Raw genomic sequence first — 16,579 nt, forward strand, 5'->3', positions numbered from 1 at the left:
CGGCACTATGGCGGAGCGGCCTTTCCCCGATCTCGCCTGGCCGCACGAAAGGACGGACTGAAATGCCCACGTTGAGCGGCGTGCATCACATCGCGCTGACCGTGACCGACGTGGATCGGAGCGTCCCCTGGTACGAGCGCGTCCTGGGGTTCAGCGTGGTCGGCGGCCAGGACGAGGACGCGATCGGTGTACGCCGGGCGTTCCTGCGCGGCCCTGGCGACGCGTTCGCGCTGACCCTGATCCAGCACCCGTACGCGGCCGGCAACGTGTTCGACGAGAAGAGACCGGGGCTGGATCACCTGTCGTTCTCCGTGCCCGACGAGGCCTGTCTGACCGAGTGGACCGAGCGGCTCGACGAGCACGGCGTGATGTACTCCCCGATCACCGAGGAACACAGCGCACCAGGGACGTCCGTGATCGCGTTGCGTGACCCGGACGGCATCCAGTTGGTGCTCTGGGCGGAAAAGCCCTAGAGGATCCGCACTCTGGTGACCCAGCCGATGCCCGAACCGCAGGTGAGTTCCACCTTGGTGCCCTGCTTCAGGGCCGCGGAGCCGCCGCGCACGAGGTGCGTCCGCACGATGTACGCCTTGGACTTCGGGAAATCGCACAGCGCGAGGTAGACGCCGGTGTGTCTGGCCGTGCTTTGCCGTAGCACCAGACCGGTGCGGGTGCGGCGGGTCAGGGCTTCTGTGACGAGCAGACAGAAGTCCAGCACACCGGCGGCGAGCGCGACCAAGGCTCCGGTAAGCGGAAGACCGGTTGTCCAGATGGCAGCCAGCGGGACGGGCCGGACGCCGAAGAGCTCAGGCCGGGCGATGAACAGCACCACCACACCGACAACGAGTTTCCACACACCGTGCAGGGCCCGGCGGCCAGGCGAACGTCCCCAGCCGAGCATCCAGGGGTACCAGATCTTGATCTTCTGCCAGCCGCCCTGATGGTTCGACCAGGCGATGGTCTTCTCGTCGCGGCCGGCCGGGATCAGCCAGAAGGTCACCTCCGCGAGGCCCAGCGCTGCCGCGTACGCCAACTGCCTGCCCCAAAGCGCCAGGTCGGCCGGGCGGGCGGTCTCGATGTCCGGTGACTCGCGGAGAAACTCCCGGTACTTCAGCCACCTCGCTGTCATCTCAGCGCCGGGCGGCGTGGGTCGCGGGTCCAGGCCCCGCACCGCGAACAATGCCAGCAGCCACCACAGCAGCCCGATGAGAATCCATCGCCCGTAGTACACGTCCGCAGCCTTGGTCCAATTGACCAGGGAGACGGTCAGAACGGCAGGCGGCAGGGACGCGAAGATCAGGACCGCACGTTGCCGGCCGGACCAGCGCCTGCTGACCCGGCCATGGGCGTCGGCTTCGGTATCGACCTCCCGCTCGAACTGGTCATAGACGTCGACGGGGCGATCTTTCAGCGTTTCGGCAGGTACAACGCCGCTCTCCGCGCGAGAGCGGAGGTACTGCAGCAGTGTTTGCTCGTATGTCCGCAGGCCGGACGGGATGACCTCGGGCAGGAGGATCGTCACTCGCTCCGGATCCGGCCCGAACGTCAGCACCCCGCGCGCTGCCAGGTCGACCACTGTCGCGGTGATCGCGTCGTCGGTCATCTGCCAGCCGTTCACGGCCATGTTCACGATCGCCGGTGGCTCGTCCACCGGTGTGCCGTGCGGGAGCGGAGTCCCCTTGGTCCAGTGCCGCATCGCCGCCTGCAGGACGAACCAGAGCAGGACGACGCAGGCAGTGCTGAACTGGAACGCGGTCACGCCGGGAAGCGTGTCCGCCGGGGAATTCGCTCACAATGGACCAACGGGCAGGATTTGTGAAAACCGGCCTACTTCACCGTGATCACCACGAGCTCCGCGGGCTTGCGCATCTCCTGGCGGTAGCGCCAGATGCCCCAGATCGTCCCCAGCACGAAGAACCCGATCCCGATGGCCATCACGGTGGTCATCAGCCAGGGGAACCGCTCGAGCACTCCCGCGCCGTAGAAGCCGAGCAGGACGAGCGTGGGCACCCACAGCACGGCACCGGTCGCGGTGGCGGCCATGTAGCGCCGGGAATCCATCGCGGCCGCGCCGGCGATCAGCGGCGCCAGCGTGCGGATCCACGGGATCCAGCGGGCCAGCACGATCGCCCAGAACCCGCGGCGATCGAGGAAGTCACGGGCCTTGGCCAGCCGCTCGGGGCTGAGCATCTTGCCGCCCAGCCGGCCGGTCAGCGACGAGCCCGTCTTACGGCCGATGTGATACCCGAGCTGGTTGCCGACCACGGCGATGATCGTCGCGGCGATGGACAGGCCCCACGCCTGCGCGTCGTGTGTGCCCTGCTGGGCCAGCACCAGCCCCGCGGTGAACAGCAGGGAATCGCCCGGCAGGAACAAGCCGACGATGAAGGCGCATTCCAGGAACACAAAGCTGAGCACGATCAGCCAGACCATCAGCGGACCGTTGTCCGCCAGCCAGCCCATCACGTTCATCTGCAGCAGCGTACGTGAAAGGTGGCCGCACTCAAGAAGAAACGAAATCGGCTACGTAACGAACGGCCTGGCGGCCTTCCGGGACAAGGTTGGAAAACGCTGGGAACGCGTGGATCTGGCCCGGCCACTCCTGCAGCTCGCAGGGGATTTCCGCATTCCGCAACGAAACCGCCAATTGCCGTGCGTCGTCGATCAGGCACTCCGTGTCGCCGACCTGAATGAGCACCGGCGGCCAGCCGGACTTGTCGGCCGCCAGCACCGCGAGCCGTTCCTCGGCCGGGTCCCGGTCGCCGAGATACGCCTTCCGGCACGCCAGAATCGCGCTCGCCGCCACGAACGGATCGCGGCGGGTTTTGTCCCGTGCGGCGGCCAATTCGCCGCTGAGGTCCAGCCAGGGGGAGAAAAGCACGGCGTGGCTCGGCATTGCCTGGCCCGTGCGGCTCAGATCTGCCAGCAGGCACGCGGTGAGATGCCCACCGGCCGAATCGCCGGAAACGACGATTTTGTTCGCCGGAATGCCCCGGTCCACGAGCGTGCGGTACACAGCCAGGCAGTCGTCGGCGGCGGCCGGGTACGGATGTTCCGGCGCTTTGCGGTAGTCCGGCACGAAGACAGGCCGTTTCGTCCGCCTGGACATGATCACCGCCAGGCCGCGGTGCGACCGTGACGAGCCGAACACGAACCCACCGCCATGCAGGTGCAACACGATGCCGTTGGCCACGCTCGCGCCCTTGGCCTGGATCCAGACGCCACGTACCGAGCCGTACCGCGCCACCCACGCCTTGGTGCCCGTCGGCAGGTGCTGCAGGCCCGCGCTGTCGGCGAACCGACGGAGTGCTTGCAACTGGAAGCCACGGGCGGCCCACCGGTCGGCGGCAGGCCTTACGCGCGTGGCGAAGAACCGCTCCAGTTGCCTGCTCTGCGCACTCGCTGTAACCGGCAATTCCATGCGGTGATTGTCGGCGTTGGATCCTTACGCGGCAACGATCTGGTCGGATACCTCACGCACGAACTCGCCGATGTGCCGGATCGCGGCGTTGGCCTCGGGCAGCCACGGCGCGAACCAGTGGAAGACGTGCACCTGGCCGGGCCACACCTGCAGGTCGCAGTAACCGCCGGAGCGCCGCACCGACTCGGCCATCCGCTCGGAGTCGCCCAGCAAGCATTCCGTGCCGCCGACCTGGATCAGCACTGGCGGCCAGCCGCGTTTGCGGACTTTCAGAACGTCCAGCCTGCGATGCGTCAGCATCGTCTCGCCCGCGTACGCCAGGCCACACCACATCGCGTAGTCCGGGGGCACGAACGGATCGCGCAGTGCCTTGTCGCGAGCGGCGAGCTCACTGCCGGTCAGGTCGAGGAAGGGCGACAACATGATGGCTGCGGCCGGCATCGGCAGCCGGTCGTTCGCGATGTCGGCCAGCAAACACGCAGTTAGGTGTCCACCTGCGGAGTCGCCGCCGACCACGATTCGCTCAGCCGCGTAGCCCTCGCTCAGCAGCCAGCGGTACGCCGCGAGCGCGTCCTCGGCCGCCGCCGGAAAGGGATGTTCAGGCGCCAGCCGGTAGTCCAGGAGCATGACCGGCAAGCCGGTCGACGCGGAGATCCGGGACGCGAGCTGGCGGTGCGTCCTCGGCGAACCGCAGACGAATCCGCCGCCGTGCAGGTACAGCAGCATCCCCGGCGAGTCCTGGGCTTCCCTGGCGGTGACCAGCAGAGCAGGCACGCCACCTGCGGTGATGCACTTGACCTTGGTGCCGCGGGGCAGCGGCGTCCGGCCGACCGCGTCGAAGGCCTCACGCACGATTCTCAGCGGGGCGGTGCCCGGCCGGACCACGCCGCCGAACACGCGAAGGCTGCGCATCATCATCAGCGCCAGCAGGCGACTGGCCATGCTGGGGGTAGCAGGTAGCTCAACCATGGCGATTCGCCTCCCCGACGCCTCGTCGACCTTGACGTGACTGTTCTCACTGTAGATCACGACCTGCGTAGTTCGCTGCCCTCCGAAAGACTGTCAGGGGTCGATGAGTAGGGGTTACCGTGCTAACCGTGACGTTGGCAGAGCGGCTGAGAGCAGAGCTGGGCGCGGACGCGGTGATCACGGATCCCGACGTCACGAGCAGCTACGAGCACGACATGATGCCGTTGGCGCCCCATGGTTCGCCCCTGTTGGTCGTCCTTCCGGGCAGCACCGAGGACGTGGTGAAAACCGTCCTTGCGTGCGGTGAATTCGGCGTCCCGATCGTCCCCAGAGGGGCGGGCAGCGGCCTGTCCGGTGCGGCCAACGCGATCGACGGCTGCGTGATGCTCGTGACCTCCCGGATGAAGGAGATCCTGGAGGTCGACCCGGACAACCGGCTCGCGGTGGTCCAGCCCGGCGTGGTGAACCTCGATTTCCGCGATGCGGTGGAGAAACACGGGCTTTTCTATCCGCCGGACCCGTCCAGCTACGACTGGTGCACGATCGGTGGGAACGTTTCCACCAACGCGGGCGGGCTGTGTTGCGTGAAGTACGGCGTGACCACGGATTCCGTGCTGGGCCTGGAAGTCGTGCTCGCCTCCGGCGAGGTGCTGCGAACCGGCCGCCGGACAGTCAAAGGCGTGGCCGGCTACGACCTCACGAAGCTGTTCATCGGCAGTGAGGGCACGCTCGGCGTGATCACCGAGATCACTGTGGCTTTGCGGCCGTTGCCCCAGGTCCCGGGCACGACGATCGCGGCTTTCCCGACCATCGAGGCGGCCGGCGCGGCGGTGTCCCAGATCGTCCGCGAAGGCCTTGTACCGTCTCTGATGGAGATCATGGATGCCGCCTCGATCCAGGCGGTCGAGGAATACCTGAAGACGGAACTGGGCGCGGGCAAGGGATGCGCGGCGCTGCTGCTGTGCCAGTCCGACGCGGGCGGCGAGGCGGCCCGGCACGAACTCGAAGTCATCGAACAGGTCTGCCGCGGCCAAGGCGCCGATCTTGCCTACACGACCCATGATCTGTCCGAAGGGCAGATGCTTCTACGCGCCCGCAGGGCAGTTCTGACAGCGCTGGAGGTCTACGGCACCTGGCTGACCGACGACGTCTGCGTGCCGCGGACCCGAATCGCGGAACTGATGTCCGGCTGCGAACGAATCAGCCGGGAAGTGGGGCTCCGGATCGCCGTCGTGGGTCACGCCGGTGACGGCAACATGCACCCGACGATCGTCTACGACGCGTCATCGGAGGACGAGTTCGCCCGTGCCCGCAAGGCTTTCGACGAGATCCTGGAAGTCGGCCTGGCCCTGGGCGGCACCATCACCGGCGAGCACGGCGTCGGAAAGATCAAACGCGACTGGCTGGCCAGAGAGATCGGCCCGGTGGGCATGAAAGTCCACCGGGCCATCAAGAACTCGCTGGATCCGGGCAATCTCTTCAACCCGGGATCGATGTTCTAGCCGTCGATGCGCTGGATGACCTGAGTGGCCTCGGCCGCCGTGGCCGCCTCGTGCTTCTTCTCCTTGCGCGCCTTGATCACCTCGATGATGATCGGCACGATCGACAGCAGCACGATCAGGATGATCATCATCTCGATGTTGTCGCGCACGAACGCGATCTGACCGAGGAAGTAGCCGAGCACGGTGATGCCCGCGGCCCAGAAAACGCCGCCGATGGCGGAGTACGTGAAGAACTTCTTGGGCTCCATCTTGCCCACACCGGCGATCGCGGTGATGAACGTCCGCACGATCGGCACGAACCGCGCCAGCACGATCGCGCGGGGGCCGTACTTGTCGAAGAAGGCGTGGGTCTTGTCGACGTACTCCTTCTTGAACAGCTTGGAGTCGGGCTTGTTGAACAACTTCGGCCCGACCCAGCGGCCGATCCAGTACCCGGTCACGTTGCCGAGGAACGCACAGACCGTGAGGATCGTGGCCACCAGCCAGAGCGGCTCGGTGATCAGGCCCTTGGAGATGAACAGCCCGGCCATGAACAGAAGCGAGTCGCCGGGCAGGAAGAACCCGACCAGCAGACCGCACTCAGCGAACACGATGAGGCACAGTCCCACCAGCATGAATCCGCCGAGCCCGCTGAGCAGGTATTCGGCGTCCAACCACTGAGGCATGATCGACATGGTGTTCGTCACGCCTTCATACGGTACAGAAGCTCTCTTAGAGCATCGTGAGCAGACCTGCGACCGCACCGCAGGCAAGCCCGAGCGCGACCGCCACGACCAGCACAGCCCACCCGCTCAGCGGCCCCCGTGGCTGCTCGACTTCCACCTGTTCCTCGACCAACGTCTGGACCCGCGCTGCCAGTCCAAGATCATTGCCTGACAGCAGCCCGAACCCAGGCGTGGCCGGCGGCCCGGCCTGAACCGCCTGCGCCCGCAACGCCTCCGAAAGCAACTGCTCCGGATCCCTCTCCCTCGCCACGTCGCCGACGCTACCTGTCGCGGGAAAATCCCGTGGGAGGCGCCTCCCACGGGAATTCCGATCAGTTGTCGTTGAACTTCTCGTAGTACGTGCAGAACTTGTCCCGGCCCGGGTCGTCGTCCAGGCAGATCTCGAACGTGAACTCCCTGCCCTCGGGCAGGTTATAGGGGCTGCCCATGTTGGCCAGCTTGGTCACACAGGTGCCCCTCGTCTCCGCGTAGAACGTGTACCTCTTGTGCAGGTTCCCCGCCGAGCGCGAACCGTCGTAGACGTTGCCCACGGCGCGCTTGTCGTCAGCGTCGGTGTCGCAGATCTGGACCTTGTCGCCGGTCAGCTCCACCCACATCCGGCCGCCGGGGTTGTCGTCCGTGGTCTCGATGCAGAAGTCCCAGTTGCCCCGGGGGCACTCTCGAACGGCGGCAGTGGTGCTGGCATTCGCGCTTGGTGCCAACGCGCCGACAACCAGGACGGCGCAGGCGGCCGTGAACATGCTTTTCCGCATGATGAAACTCCGATCGGAATAACCGGTAAAATCCCCAGTGGTATCGCAGCGGTATTCGCTGCCTTTTCCGACCGGATCCTAGTGGATTCACAGCGGGGAAGATCAAGAGTGGGCAAATGTGAATTCGCCCGCAGTCGGGACTTTTTCGTCCCGGTCATCCTCTTTATCAGCTCTTGACCCATTCGCCGCGGGTCAGCACGGCGGTCGGACGCAGGTCGGTGTCCAGCACGACCAGGTCGGCGGTGAGGCCGGAAGAAAGCGAGCCGGTTTCCTCCGAAAGCCCCAAAAGCGCCGCCGGCCGAGTGGAACAAGCCGTCACGGCCTCCCGAATGGTCAGGCCGCACGAGTGCACGAGATTCCGGAAGGCGGCGTCCATGGTCAGCGTGCTCCCGGCCAGCGACCCGCCACCGGCGATCCGCGGAACCCCGTCCACCACGGTCACCTCCAGCCCGCCCACGTCGTAGACCCCGTCCCCGACTCCCGCCGCGGCGATGGCGTCGGTGATCAGGACAGTCCGGGCGGGACCAGCGTGCCGTGCGGCCAGCCGGACGACGGTCGGGTGCACGTGAACCAAGTCCACGATCAGCTCAACGGTGATCCGGGGGTCGTCCAGCAGCGCGCCGATCGGCCCGGGCTCCCGGTGGTGCAACGGCCGCATCCCGTTGAACAGGTGCGTGGCCACAGTCGCGCCCGCGTCGATCGCCGGCAGCACGGCGGCCTCGGTCGCGTCGGTATGCCCGATCGCGGCGATCACGCCGGAGTCGACGAGCGTCCGCACGGCGTTCACCGCACCCTCCAACTCGGGCGCGATGGTGATCATGCTGACCGCGCCGTTCCCGGCTGCGAGCAGCTTGCGGATCGACGACGGCTCGGGCGGGCAGAGAATCGCCGGGTCATGGGCACCGCAGCGGGCCGCGGACAGGAACGGGCCCTCCAGGTGGATGCCCGCGAGCAGCCCGTCCTGGACCATTTCCGACAGTGCCGCCACCTGGTTGACCAGTTCGGGCACGGGCCGGGAGACCAGGGACGCCAGCATCGTTGTGGTGCCGTGCCTGCGGTGGGCCTCCACGGCTGTGCCGACGCGTAGCGGGTCCGTGTCGGTGAACGCCTCGCCACCACCACCGTGACAATGGATGTCGACGAAACCGGGCACCACCCAGGCTCCGGCCACGTCGGTCACGGTGGCGCCGGACTGCTCTGGGTAACCCTGGCCGAGTGCGGTGATCGTGCCGTTCTCGACTTCCAGCCACCCGGGATCGAGGACGCCGTCAGGCGTCACGACCTTGCCCCCAGAGATCACCAGGTGAGTCATGCCCACGATGATGGGTCATGGCGGGCGATTGGTCTATACCAACGGGCGAGCGTCACTCGCCAGAAGGAGCGGCACCCACGTGTTTCCAGGCGAAAGGCGTCAGGCGGGCCCCGCCATAATTTTCTGCAGGGCGTCCAGGGCGCGGGACGCCGTTGACTTCACGGTGCCCTTCGAGATACCGGCCGCGTCCGCGATCTCCGCCTCGGACAGTCCGCCGTAGTAGCGCAGCACAAGCACCTCGCGCTGGCGCGGCGGCAGCTGCGACAACGCCTGGACCACGGCCTGATGCTCGGCCGTCAGCATCGCGAGGCTCTCCGCCGAACGCGCGTTCACGGCGTGCGGCGGCGTGTAGTCGCGAGCGGTCTTGCGGCGACGCAGCACGCTGCGCGATCCGTTCACCACCGCGGTCCGCAGGTAACCGACCGCAGCCGCGCCGTCCCGCAGGTTGGACCAGTGCCGGTGCAGGCCGGTGAAGGCCTCCTGCACCACGTCCTCGGCTGTGGCCGGCTCGTCGACCAGCAGCAAAGCCAGTCTGACCAGACGCATCCGGTGCATGCGGTACAGGTCCTCGAGCGTCAGCCGGGACGGCTGTTCGGCGATCGACCCGCCGTCGATCGCACGCAGACGCGTGAGCGTGGTCTCCACGCTGCGCTCAGCGTTGTGCTCCGGGCCGGGCCACATGGGCGGGCCACCCTGGAACTGTTGCGACGGCGGATTACCACCGAAGTCGCCACCATGACCTGTCACGTGGTGAGCGTATCGGTCGACCGCCCCACTTACAGCGTCCGTTGACTGGAACCTGGCCAACTGCCCTGTTCACGTTGGGTAGCATCCGCCACATGGCCTGGTACACGGTGGACACGACGTACATAAATGATCGAGAGAAGCTGCTCGACGTGCGGCCGCGGCACCGCGACTACCTGCGTGCACTGGCCGACGACGGCCTCGTGGTCGCCGGCGGGCCTTGGGGCGACGACACCGGCGGATTCGCTGTCTACCAGGTCGCCGACCGAGCCCAATTGGATCAATTGCTGGCCGACGACCCCTACACGACCGAGAACGTCGCCGCCGGCCGTGAGATCCGCGAGTGGAAGATCACTCTCGGCGCGTGGGTGCCCAAGAGCTAGCTACGCGCCTCGAGATCCGCCCGGCCACCAGGGCCGACGATGCTGGATTCCTGGCTGCCGCGCTTCTGGATGTCCTCGATCGCGGCCTTGTCCGCGGCCGGCATGAAGCTGCGCGCCGCCAGCTCGACGAACCTCGGCAGGATCGCACGGATCAGTTTCAACGCGCCGACCCAGCCCGGGACATGGATCGCCCGCGAACGTCTGGCGATGCCCTCGTCGATCAGATCGACCGCGACTGACAGCGGATATGTCTTGCTGAGCAGGCCCGGTGCGCTGGTGCGCAGCCCGCCGAACACGGGGTGCTTGTCCGCGCTGTTGACCATGTCGGTCGCGATCCACGTCGGGTGCGCGACGCCGACGTCGACGCCCAGGTGCCGGACTTCCGCGCGCAGGCTGTTGGCGAACGCCTCGACCCCGGCCTTGGCCGCGCTGTACGCCGCGTTGCCCGGGATATGCACGACCGCCGCGAGCGACGAGATGATCAACGCGTAGCCACGGCGTTCGACCAGGTGCGGCAGGCAGACGCGAACCGTCCGCCAGACCCCGAGAAGATCGACTTCGATCACCCGCTCGAAGGCCCTGCGGTCCATCGAGCGCGCGAAGCCGGTCGCCGCGATACCGGCGTTGGCGACCACGATGTCGATGCCGCCGAAGTGCCCGACCACGCCTTCGACGGCCTTCTCCAGGGCGTCCCAGCTGGTCACGTCGGCTTCCCAGACCGCGGCGTCCGGGCCGCACTGCTCGCCGACCCGCTTGAGCTCGTCGGGTTCCAGACCGACCAGTGCGACCTTGGCGCCCTGCGCGGCAAGCCGTTTGGCCAGGCCCGCGCCGATGCCGCGGGCCGCACCAGTGATCAGGACGACCTTGCCTTGGACGCTTCGTCGGCTCATGGGCCGACGGTACCCGAACCTACTGTCAGTAAGCTACTGATAGTCAGGAAGAAGCCTCCGTCAGTTTCGCGACCTCGTCCGAGCTCAGGTTCAGCGTCACGGACTGCAGCAACGGGGGCACCTGCTCAGGCGTCCGCGCGCTGGCGATCGGGGCGAGAACCTGAGGCCGGGCCCGCAGCCACGCCAACGCCACGCTCGCCACCGGCACGTTGTGCCGCTCGGCAAGCTCGTCCAGCACCGCGAGCACGCGCTGACCGCGCTCGGTGTAGTACGCCGACGCGCCTGCGGCCCGTGCGCTGCCGCCGCCGTCGCCGTCACGGCCGCGGTACTTACCGGTCAGGAATCCCTTGGCCAGGCTGAAGTACGGGAACACGGCCAGGTTCTCCTTGGCCGCGATCGGCGCGTACTGCGACTCGTAGCCCTCGCGCTCCATCAGGTTGTAGTGCGGCTGCAACGCGACATACCGGGCGAAGCCCTCACGATCGGACACGGCCAGCGACTCCGTGATCCGCTCGCCGCTGAGGTTCGAGGCGCCGATGTGCCGGACCTTGCCTTCCTTGACCAGGTCGTTGAAGGCGCCAATGGTCTCTTCGACCGGCGTGTTCAGGTCGTCGAAGTGCGCCCAGTACAGGTCGATGCGGTCGGTCTGCAGGCGCTTGAGCGACGCCTCGGCCGCGGCCTTGACGGTCTTGGCATCCAGCGCCTTGAAGTCGGGGTGCGCGCCGACCTTCGTCGCGACAATGATGTTGTCCCGGTTGCCGCGTTCCTTGAGCCACTCCCCGATGATCGTTTCGGACTCGCCGCCCACGTTGCCCGGCGCCCACGCCGAATACGAGTCGGCCGTGTCGAGGAAGTTGCCGCCGCCTTCGGTGTAGAGGTCCATGATGCGGAACGAGGCCGTTTTGTCCGCTGTGTAGCCGAAAACGTTGGTGCCGAGGTTGAGCGGGTAGACGTCGAGATCGGTTCCGGGAATGTTCGTCATGCGTCGAACGTAACTCCTTGTGGAACGTCCGCACACATCAGGGAGATCACATGCGCCTGGGCAGGTTCGGTATCTGGAGCTCGGTACATCTGTGGCCGGGCAAGCTGGAGATCGGTGCTTTGCTGCAAGAGCAGGGCTTCGGGACGCTCTGGCTGGGCGGATCGCCAGGCGGTGACCTCGCCGTGGCCGAGCAGCTGCTGGACGCGACCGAGACGCTCACCATCGCGACCGGCATCGTGAACGTCTGGGCGGACGGCCCGGAGAGCATCGCCGCGGCGTACAACCGGATCGCCAAGAAGCACCCGGACCGGTTCCTGCTGGGCGTCGGCATCGGTCACCCGCAGATGACCGCCACGTACGAGAAGCCGTACCAGAAGCTTGTGTCCTATTTGGATGCTCTGGACGCGGAGGGTGTCCCGGTCGAGGGGCGTGCGCTGGCGGCCCTTGGCCCCAAGGTATTGCAGCTCTCGGCTGATCGCACGGCCGGAGCGCATCCGTATCTGACCACACCTGAGCACACGCGTCAGGCGCGTGAAATCCTCGGCCCGGACCGTTTGCTGGCGCCGGAAGTCATGGTCGTGCTGGAGACGGACCCCTCGAAGGCGCGCGCCGTGGCACGCCAGACCCTCCAGTTCTACCTGACGCTTTCCAACTACACCAACAACTTCCGTCGGCTCGGATTCACCGACGAGGACTTCGCAGATGGCGGCAGCGACCGCTTGGTGGACGCGTTGGTCGCGTACGGCGAGCCGGAAGAGGTGCTGGCCAGGGCTGGTGAACACCACGACGCGGGCGCTGACCACGTCACGATCCAGGTGCTCACCGGGGACAACACTGTGCTTCCGGTGGACGGATTCCGCGCCCTGGGAGCCGTGCTACCTCGATGAATGCGGGCGGAACGCGGGCCGGTCGCCACGGTTGCGCCGGGAGCGCAACCATGCCAGCCGGTGCTGGGTTTCCGCGTAGTGGTCGGTGATTGTGACCCGGGCGGTGTCGAACGAATGCAACACCGCCCGGTTCAGCTCCAGCGTGGCGCGGTCCCGCCAGAGCGTCCGGTCGGTCGACGTGTCCAGTCCTAAGTGGATCGCGACCGGCCGGAGCATCGCGTACGCCGACTCGTCGGCCAGGCTCCGGGTGCCGATGTCCGTGCCGACGAACCAGGTGTTGAACGGCGCGGCGGGGTAGTCCACGCCGCCGATGCGCAGCCGCATGTTGCTGATCACCGGCACGGCGGGCCAGCGCAGCCCGAGGTCGGCGAACCACGGCAGATCCGGGTGTGTCAACGGCACCTCGGTCACGACCTCGCGCGGGATCGTGAACAGCTGCGGATCCTGCAGACCTGCGCTCACCACGAGCGGCAGGTGATCGAACGCGCTGCGCGGCAACGGATGCTGCCAGCCCAGCGCCTCCACCGAGTCGGTGAAGTCGATGTTGCGCGCGTCCCCCATCTCGGGGTAGCCCGCGTAGGAGACCAGTTGCGGATTCCAGATCCGCGGCCCGGGAGCCTCGGGGCGATCGGGGGCGAAGACGGTGACAAGTGGCTGAATCTTGCCACCGTTGGCGGCCAGCCGCAGGTGCTCGAAGCACTGTGTCGCGACGGCCTGGGCCTTGTGGATGCCACGCAGGTCCCGGACCTTCAGCCGGCGCCACGGCAGGCCGCTGGTGCACCAGCCGGTGTCGCGCAGGGCCACCCGGGCGCCGTAGCAGAGTTCCTGGTGGGTGTGCCGGTACGTGCCGGTCTCCTCGATCTCCGCGCGCACCTCGGCTAACCGCTGGCGCACCGCGCCTGCTTCGGGGTGCGCGTCGTGGAACATCCGCAGGAAGTCCTCCGCCGCCGCGAAGGTGACCGGTGCGCCGGTGATCATTTCGTTACAAAGCGCGGTCACGGGCCGAAATCTACGGGCCCGTCAGGCCTGATCGACACTGCCAGACGGGTCACCTGGCCAACCCAGCCGATCGGGTGAGACTGCCACCGTGTGTGACCCACTCGGCGGTGTTCCCCTCGGCTTGAGACCTCGATAGCGTGTGGCCCAACTGAATCGATTGCGAGCCGTCCTACCACTGTGTCGTCACGCACAGCAACGTTCGATGCGCTGCGGATACACCGGGCCAAGGCCTCGTAGGATTCGGCTGCACAGGCATCCCAGCCCGAGGAGGACGAGACCGATGCCCATCGCCACACCCGAGGTCTATGCGGAGATGCTGGATCGGGCGAAGCAGAACGAGTTCGCTTACCCGGCCATCAACGTCACCTCCTCGGAGACCCTCAACGCCGCGCTGCGTGGTTTCGCCGAGGCGCAGAGCGACGGCATCATCCAGGTGTCCACCGGCGGCGCCGAGTTCGCGTCCGGCACCAAGGTCAAGGACATGGTCACCGGCGCGACCGCGCTGGCCGAGTTCGCGCACGTCGTGGCCGCGAAATACCCGGTGAACATCGCTCTGCACACAGACCACTGCCCCAAGGACAAGCTCGACGGCTTCGTCCGCCCGTTGCTCGCGATCAGCCAGGAGCGCGTCGCCCGCGGCGAGAACCCGCTGTTCCAGTCCCACATGTGGGACGGCTCGGCAGTGCCGATCGACGAGAACCTGCAGATAGCCGCCGAACTGCTGACCCAGGCAGTGAAGGCGAACATCATCCTGGAAGTCGAGATCGGCGTGGTCGGCGGCGAAGAAGACGGCGTCGCCAACGAAATCAACGACAAGCTCTACACCTCCGAAGAGGACTACCTCAAGACGATCGCGGCCCTCGGCGCGGGCGAGCGCGGCCGCTACCTGCTTGCGGCGACCTTCGGAAACGTCCACGGCGTCTACAAGCCCGGCAACGTGAAACTCCGCCCAGAAGTGCTCAAGCGCGGCCAGGAAGTCGCGGCTGAGAAGCTCGGCCGCCCCGCCCACGACAAGCCCTTCGAGCTTGTTTTCCACGGCGGCTCCGGCTCCGAGCTGTCGGAAATCCACGAAGCCCTCTCGTACGGCGTAGTCAAGATGAACATCGACACCGACACCCAGTACGCCTTCACCCGCCCAATCGCCGACCACATGTTCAAGAACTACGACGGCGTCCTGAAAATCGACGGCGAAGTAGGCAACAAAAAGACCTACGACCCCCGCAGCTACCTCAAGAAAGCGGAAACCGCCATGGGCGACCGCATCATCGAGGCCTGCCAGCACCTCAAGTCCGCCGGCCGCATGCTCGCCGGCTGACCATGTGAAGGACGCGACTTCAGCCTCGGCTGAAGTTCTGACCCACCTGAGTGAAGCCGGTGCGAACGGCCCGTTCGCACCGGCTTCACCCTTGAAACCCCCAGCTCAGCGGGTGTGCGCCTGCGAGGTCCGGGGCGTGGACCCCGCAGGCGGGGTTGATCAGCCGTTCGGGGTTGTGATTACTGCGAATTTTGAGCCCTGGCTTGCGATGCGGGCGCTTAGGTCGGTGGTGATTGTTTCGATCGGTGCGTAGTTGTTGAGTTCGCCGGCTTGGCAGGGGCCTGAGCGGGATTGCTGGTTGCCGATCAGGATGCCGAGGGCTGTGTGGTCGGCCTGGCTGAAGAGCGGGCCGCCGCTGTCGCCTGGGCGGGCGCACAGGTCTGTGTTGATGCCGACGTCGGTGGAGAGGACGCGGCCGCAGCGGGTGCCGACGAGGTAGCCCGCGCCCGCACCGCTGTCCACCGAGTCCGGGTAGTTCACGACGCTCGATGCTGTGCCGGTGGCGCAGACGATCCAGCCTGCCTTGATCTCGGCGAGTGTGTGGGTGCCGGTGATGTACTCGTCCACCGACTTGATCTGCTCACCGCAGGGAGTGTCGGCGTTGCTGTCCATGCCGCCGTTGCGGCAGTACTTCAGCACGCGGTTGCGGCCGGTCTGGCCCTCCAGCCATGTGTTGGCGGTTGCGGCGTTGACGTACTGCACTGCTGCGTAGTCGTACGGGTAGGAGCTCTTCTCGATGCCGTGCTGGTTCAGCACGTCGTTGCCGTTGTGCTGGGTCGGCGTGTTGTTGGTCTTCGTCCGCATGCAGTGACCTGCAGTCAGCACCCAGCCTTTGCCGTCGAAACCGCCGCCGGTGGAACGCAGGTTGAAGCCGCTGGTGCAGCCGCCCCAGGTTCCGTTGTCGCGCTTCATGTCCAGCCGGATGCCGCCGCGCATCGGGCCGTAGTTGGTGCAGTAGAGCGGGTGGCAGTAGCCCCAGTCCACGTTCGGGGTGGACAGCGGGTTCGGCTTCGGCAGGACGCGGGAGACGACCATGCCGGGCTCTGCATCGAGGGCCTTGCGGGCGGTGTCAGCCTCGACGTTCGCGCCTGTGGAGCGAGTGGCCACCTTCTCCTGCGCCACCCAGGAGCGTTCCCACAGCACGACGCGGTTCTCCGCCTCGCTTACCGCTGGGAGGTAGGTTGCCTCCGGTCCTGCGCCGACCTTTGCGGCGATCCGCGACTTCGCTGCCGTCAACTCCTGCAGCGAGTGCTGGACCTCCTGCGTGCGCACGTTGGCACGGTCGGGCATGGCTTTCAGGTACGGCTCGGCTGCCGTCGCCTTCGTCATGGCCACGACCAGTTGGCCTTTGTCCTGGTCGAGCCAGAGGCCGCCGTATTCGGTACCGCGGTCGCGGCGTAGCAACTGGTCCAGCTTGACGGCGTCGTTCTGCAACTCCAACCGGCGTATGGCTTCCTGCTCGGTCACCTTGTAGGTCTCGACCAGGTACTTCACCGACTCCCGCGCCGAAGCGGGGTCGAGCGCCGTGTGAAAGGACGGCACGGGTGCAGCCATTGCCGGGCTGCTCACCGTGGCCGCTGCCAGCACTGAGACGACCAAGGCCCCCAGGGCCCCAGTTCTGCGCACGACATCTCCTCACGTGTCAGGGAATTTCTTTCAACGGGAATACGCCTATGACACGTACAGGGTTGCAGACGT

18 protein-coding genes are annotated in these 16,579 nt (G+C 66.8%); 5 read left to right on the plus strand and 13 right to left on the minus strand.

From position 1 onward, the window contains the following. Positions 1-62: 62 nt before the first annotated feature. On the plus strand, positions 63-473 hold the full coding sequence (locus JOF56_RS12005) for a VOC family protein (RefSeq protein ID WP_209637253.1): 411 nt from the start codon (positions 63-65) through the stop codon (positions 471-473). Here the strand turns inward: JOF56_RS12005 and JOF56_RS12010 are convergent. The 4 genes from JOF56_RS12010 to JOF56_RS12025 all read right to left on the minus strand — a co-directional run bounded on the left by JOF56_RS12010 (position 470) and on the right by JOF56_RS12025 (position 4,390). Continuing rightward, positions 470-1,759, minus strand: coding sequence for a DUF2207 family protein (locus JOF56_RS12010; protein WP_209637254.1), 1,290 nt, complete (start codon positions 1,757-1,759; stop codon positions 470-472). The two genes, JOF56_RS12005 and JOF56_RS12010, sit on opposite strands and share 4 nt — an antisense overlap. Before the next feature lie 68 nt (positions 1,760-1,827). Continuing rightward, positions 1,828-2,463, minus strand: a complete 636-nt coding sequence (locus tag JOF56_RS12015; protein ID WP_372448376.1) for a DedA family protein — start codon at positions 2,461-2,463, stop codon at positions 1,828-1,830. A gap of 40 nt (positions 2,464-2,503) precedes the next feature. Then, positions 2,504-3,421 carry an alpha/beta hydrolase gene (locus tag JOF56_RS12020; protein WP_209637256.1) on the minus strand — a complete coding sequence of 306 codons (918 nt, stop codon included), beginning with the start codon at positions 3,419-3,421 and terminating at the stop codon, positions 2,504-2,506. Between the two features lie 24 nt (positions 3,422-3,445). Next, positions 3,446-4,390 (minus strand): alpha/beta hydrolase, encoded by a 945-nt coding sequence (locus JOF56_RS12025; protein WP_209637257.1) that lies wholly within the window; start codon positions 4,388-4,390, stop codon positions 3,446-3,448. 128 nt (positions 4,391-4,518) lie between these two features. Here JOF56_RS12025 and JOF56_RS12030 point away from each other — a divergent pair, with 128 nt between their 5' ends. After that, positions 4,519-5,892, plus strand: a complete 1,374-nt coding sequence (locus JOF56_RS12030; protein ID WP_307855056.1) for an FAD-binding oxidoreductase — start codon at positions 4,519-4,521, stop codon at positions 5,890-5,892. Here JOF56_RS12030 and JOF56_RS12035 read toward each other — a convergent pair. The 5 genes from JOF56_RS12035 to JOF56_RS12055 all read right to left on the minus strand — a co-directional run bounded on the left by JOF56_RS12035 (position 5,889) and on the right by JOF56_RS12055 (position 9,362). Then, entirely contained in the window at positions 5,889-6,566 is a 678-nt protein-coding gene (locus JOF56_RS12035) for a DedA family protein (protein ID WP_209648196.1), read from the minus strand. The two genes, JOF56_RS12030 and JOF56_RS12035, sit on opposite strands and share 4 nt — an antisense overlap. Positions 6,567-6,603: 37 nt before the next feature. Then, on the minus strand, positions 6,604-6,867 hold the full coding sequence (locus JOF56_RS12040; protein WP_209637258.1) for a hypothetical protein: 264 nt from the start codon (positions 6,865-6,867) through the stop codon (positions 6,604-6,606). Between the two features lie 61 nt (positions 6,868-6,928). Further along, a complete protein-coding gene (locus JOF56_RS12045) occupies positions 6,929-7,369 on the minus strand; it encodes a hypothetical protein (RefSeq protein WP_209637259.1) in 441 nt (146 codons plus the stop codon). A gap of 166 nt (positions 7,370-7,535) precedes the next feature. Continuing rightward, positions 7,536-8,681 carry an N-acetylglucosamine-6-phosphate deacetylase gene (nagA, locus tag JOF56_RS12050; protein WP_209637260.1) on the minus strand — a complete coding sequence of 382 codons (1,146 nt, stop codon included), beginning with the start codon at positions 8,679-8,681 and terminating at the stop codon, positions 7,536-7,538. A 99-nt stretch (positions 8,682-8,780) separates the two neighbouring features. After that, entirely contained in the window at positions 8,781-9,362 is a 582-nt protein-coding gene (locus tag JOF56_RS12055) for a SigE family RNA polymerase sigma factor (RefSeq protein WP_209648197.1), read from the minus strand. A 158-nt stretch (positions 9,363-9,520) separates the two neighbouring features. On the opposite strand from JOF56_RS12055, the gene JOF56_RS12060 reads away from it, so the two are divergent. Then, entirely contained in the window at positions 9,521-9,808 is a 288-nt protein-coding gene (locus JOF56_RS12060) for a YciI family protein (RefSeq protein WP_209637261.1), read from the plus strand. On the opposite strand, the gene JOF56_RS12065 is transcribed toward JOF56_RS12060, so the two are convergent. Continuing rightward, positions 9,805-10,698 (minus strand): SDR family oxidoreductase, encoded by an 894-nt coding sequence (locus tag JOF56_RS12065; protein WP_209637262.1) that lies wholly within the window; start codon positions 10,696-10,698, stop codon positions 9,805-9,807. The genes JOF56_RS12060 and JOF56_RS12065 overlap by 4 nt on opposite strands. A gap of 43 nt (positions 10,699-10,741) precedes the next feature. Then, positions 10,742-11,680 carry an aldo/keto reductase gene (locus JOF56_RS12070; protein WP_209637263.1) on the minus strand — a complete coding sequence of 313 codons (939 nt, stop codon included), beginning with the start codon at positions 11,678-11,680 and terminating at the stop codon, positions 10,742-10,744. A gap of 50 nt (positions 11,681-11,730) precedes the next feature. On the opposite strand from JOF56_RS12070, the gene JOF56_RS12075 reads away from it, so the two are divergent. Further along, positions 11,731-12,567 (plus strand): LLM class F420-dependent oxidoreductase, encoded by an 837-nt coding sequence (locus tag JOF56_RS12075; RefSeq protein WP_209637264.1) that lies wholly within the window; start codon positions 11,731-11,733, stop codon positions 12,565-12,567. Here JOF56_RS12075 and JOF56_RS12080 read toward each other — a convergent pair. Then, on the minus strand, positions 12,556-13,566 hold the full coding sequence (locus JOF56_RS12080; protein WP_307855057.1) for a nitric oxide synthase oxygenase: 1,011 nt from the start codon (positions 13,564-13,566) through the stop codon (positions 12,556-12,558). The two genes, JOF56_RS12075 and JOF56_RS12080, sit on opposite strands and share 12 nt — an antisense overlap. 280 nt (positions 13,567-13,846) lie before the next feature. Here JOF56_RS12080 and fbaA point away from each other — a divergent pair, with 280 nt between their 5' ends. Further along, positions 13,847-14,881 (plus strand): class II fructose-bisphosphate aldolase, encoded by a 1,035-nt coding sequence (fbaA, locus tag JOF56_RS12085; RefSeq protein WP_209637265.1) that lies wholly within the window; start codon positions 13,847-13,849, stop codon positions 14,879-14,881. A 159-nt stretch (positions 14,882-15,040) separates the two neighbouring features. Here the strand turns inward: fbaA and JOF56_RS12090 are convergent, their stop codons facing one another. Next, on the minus strand, positions 15,041-16,507 hold the full coding sequence (locus JOF56_RS12090; RefSeq protein WP_307855058.1) for a trypsin-like serine protease: 1,467 nt from the start codon (positions 16,505-16,507) through the stop codon (positions 15,041-15,043). Positions 16,508-16,579: the final 72 nt, after the last annotated feature.

Source organism: Kibdelosporangium banguiense, assembly GCF_017876405.1.
Classification (GTDB): Bacteria; Actinomycetota; Actinomycetes; order Mycobacteriales; family Pseudonocardiaceae; genus Kibdelosporangium; species Kibdelosporangium banguiense.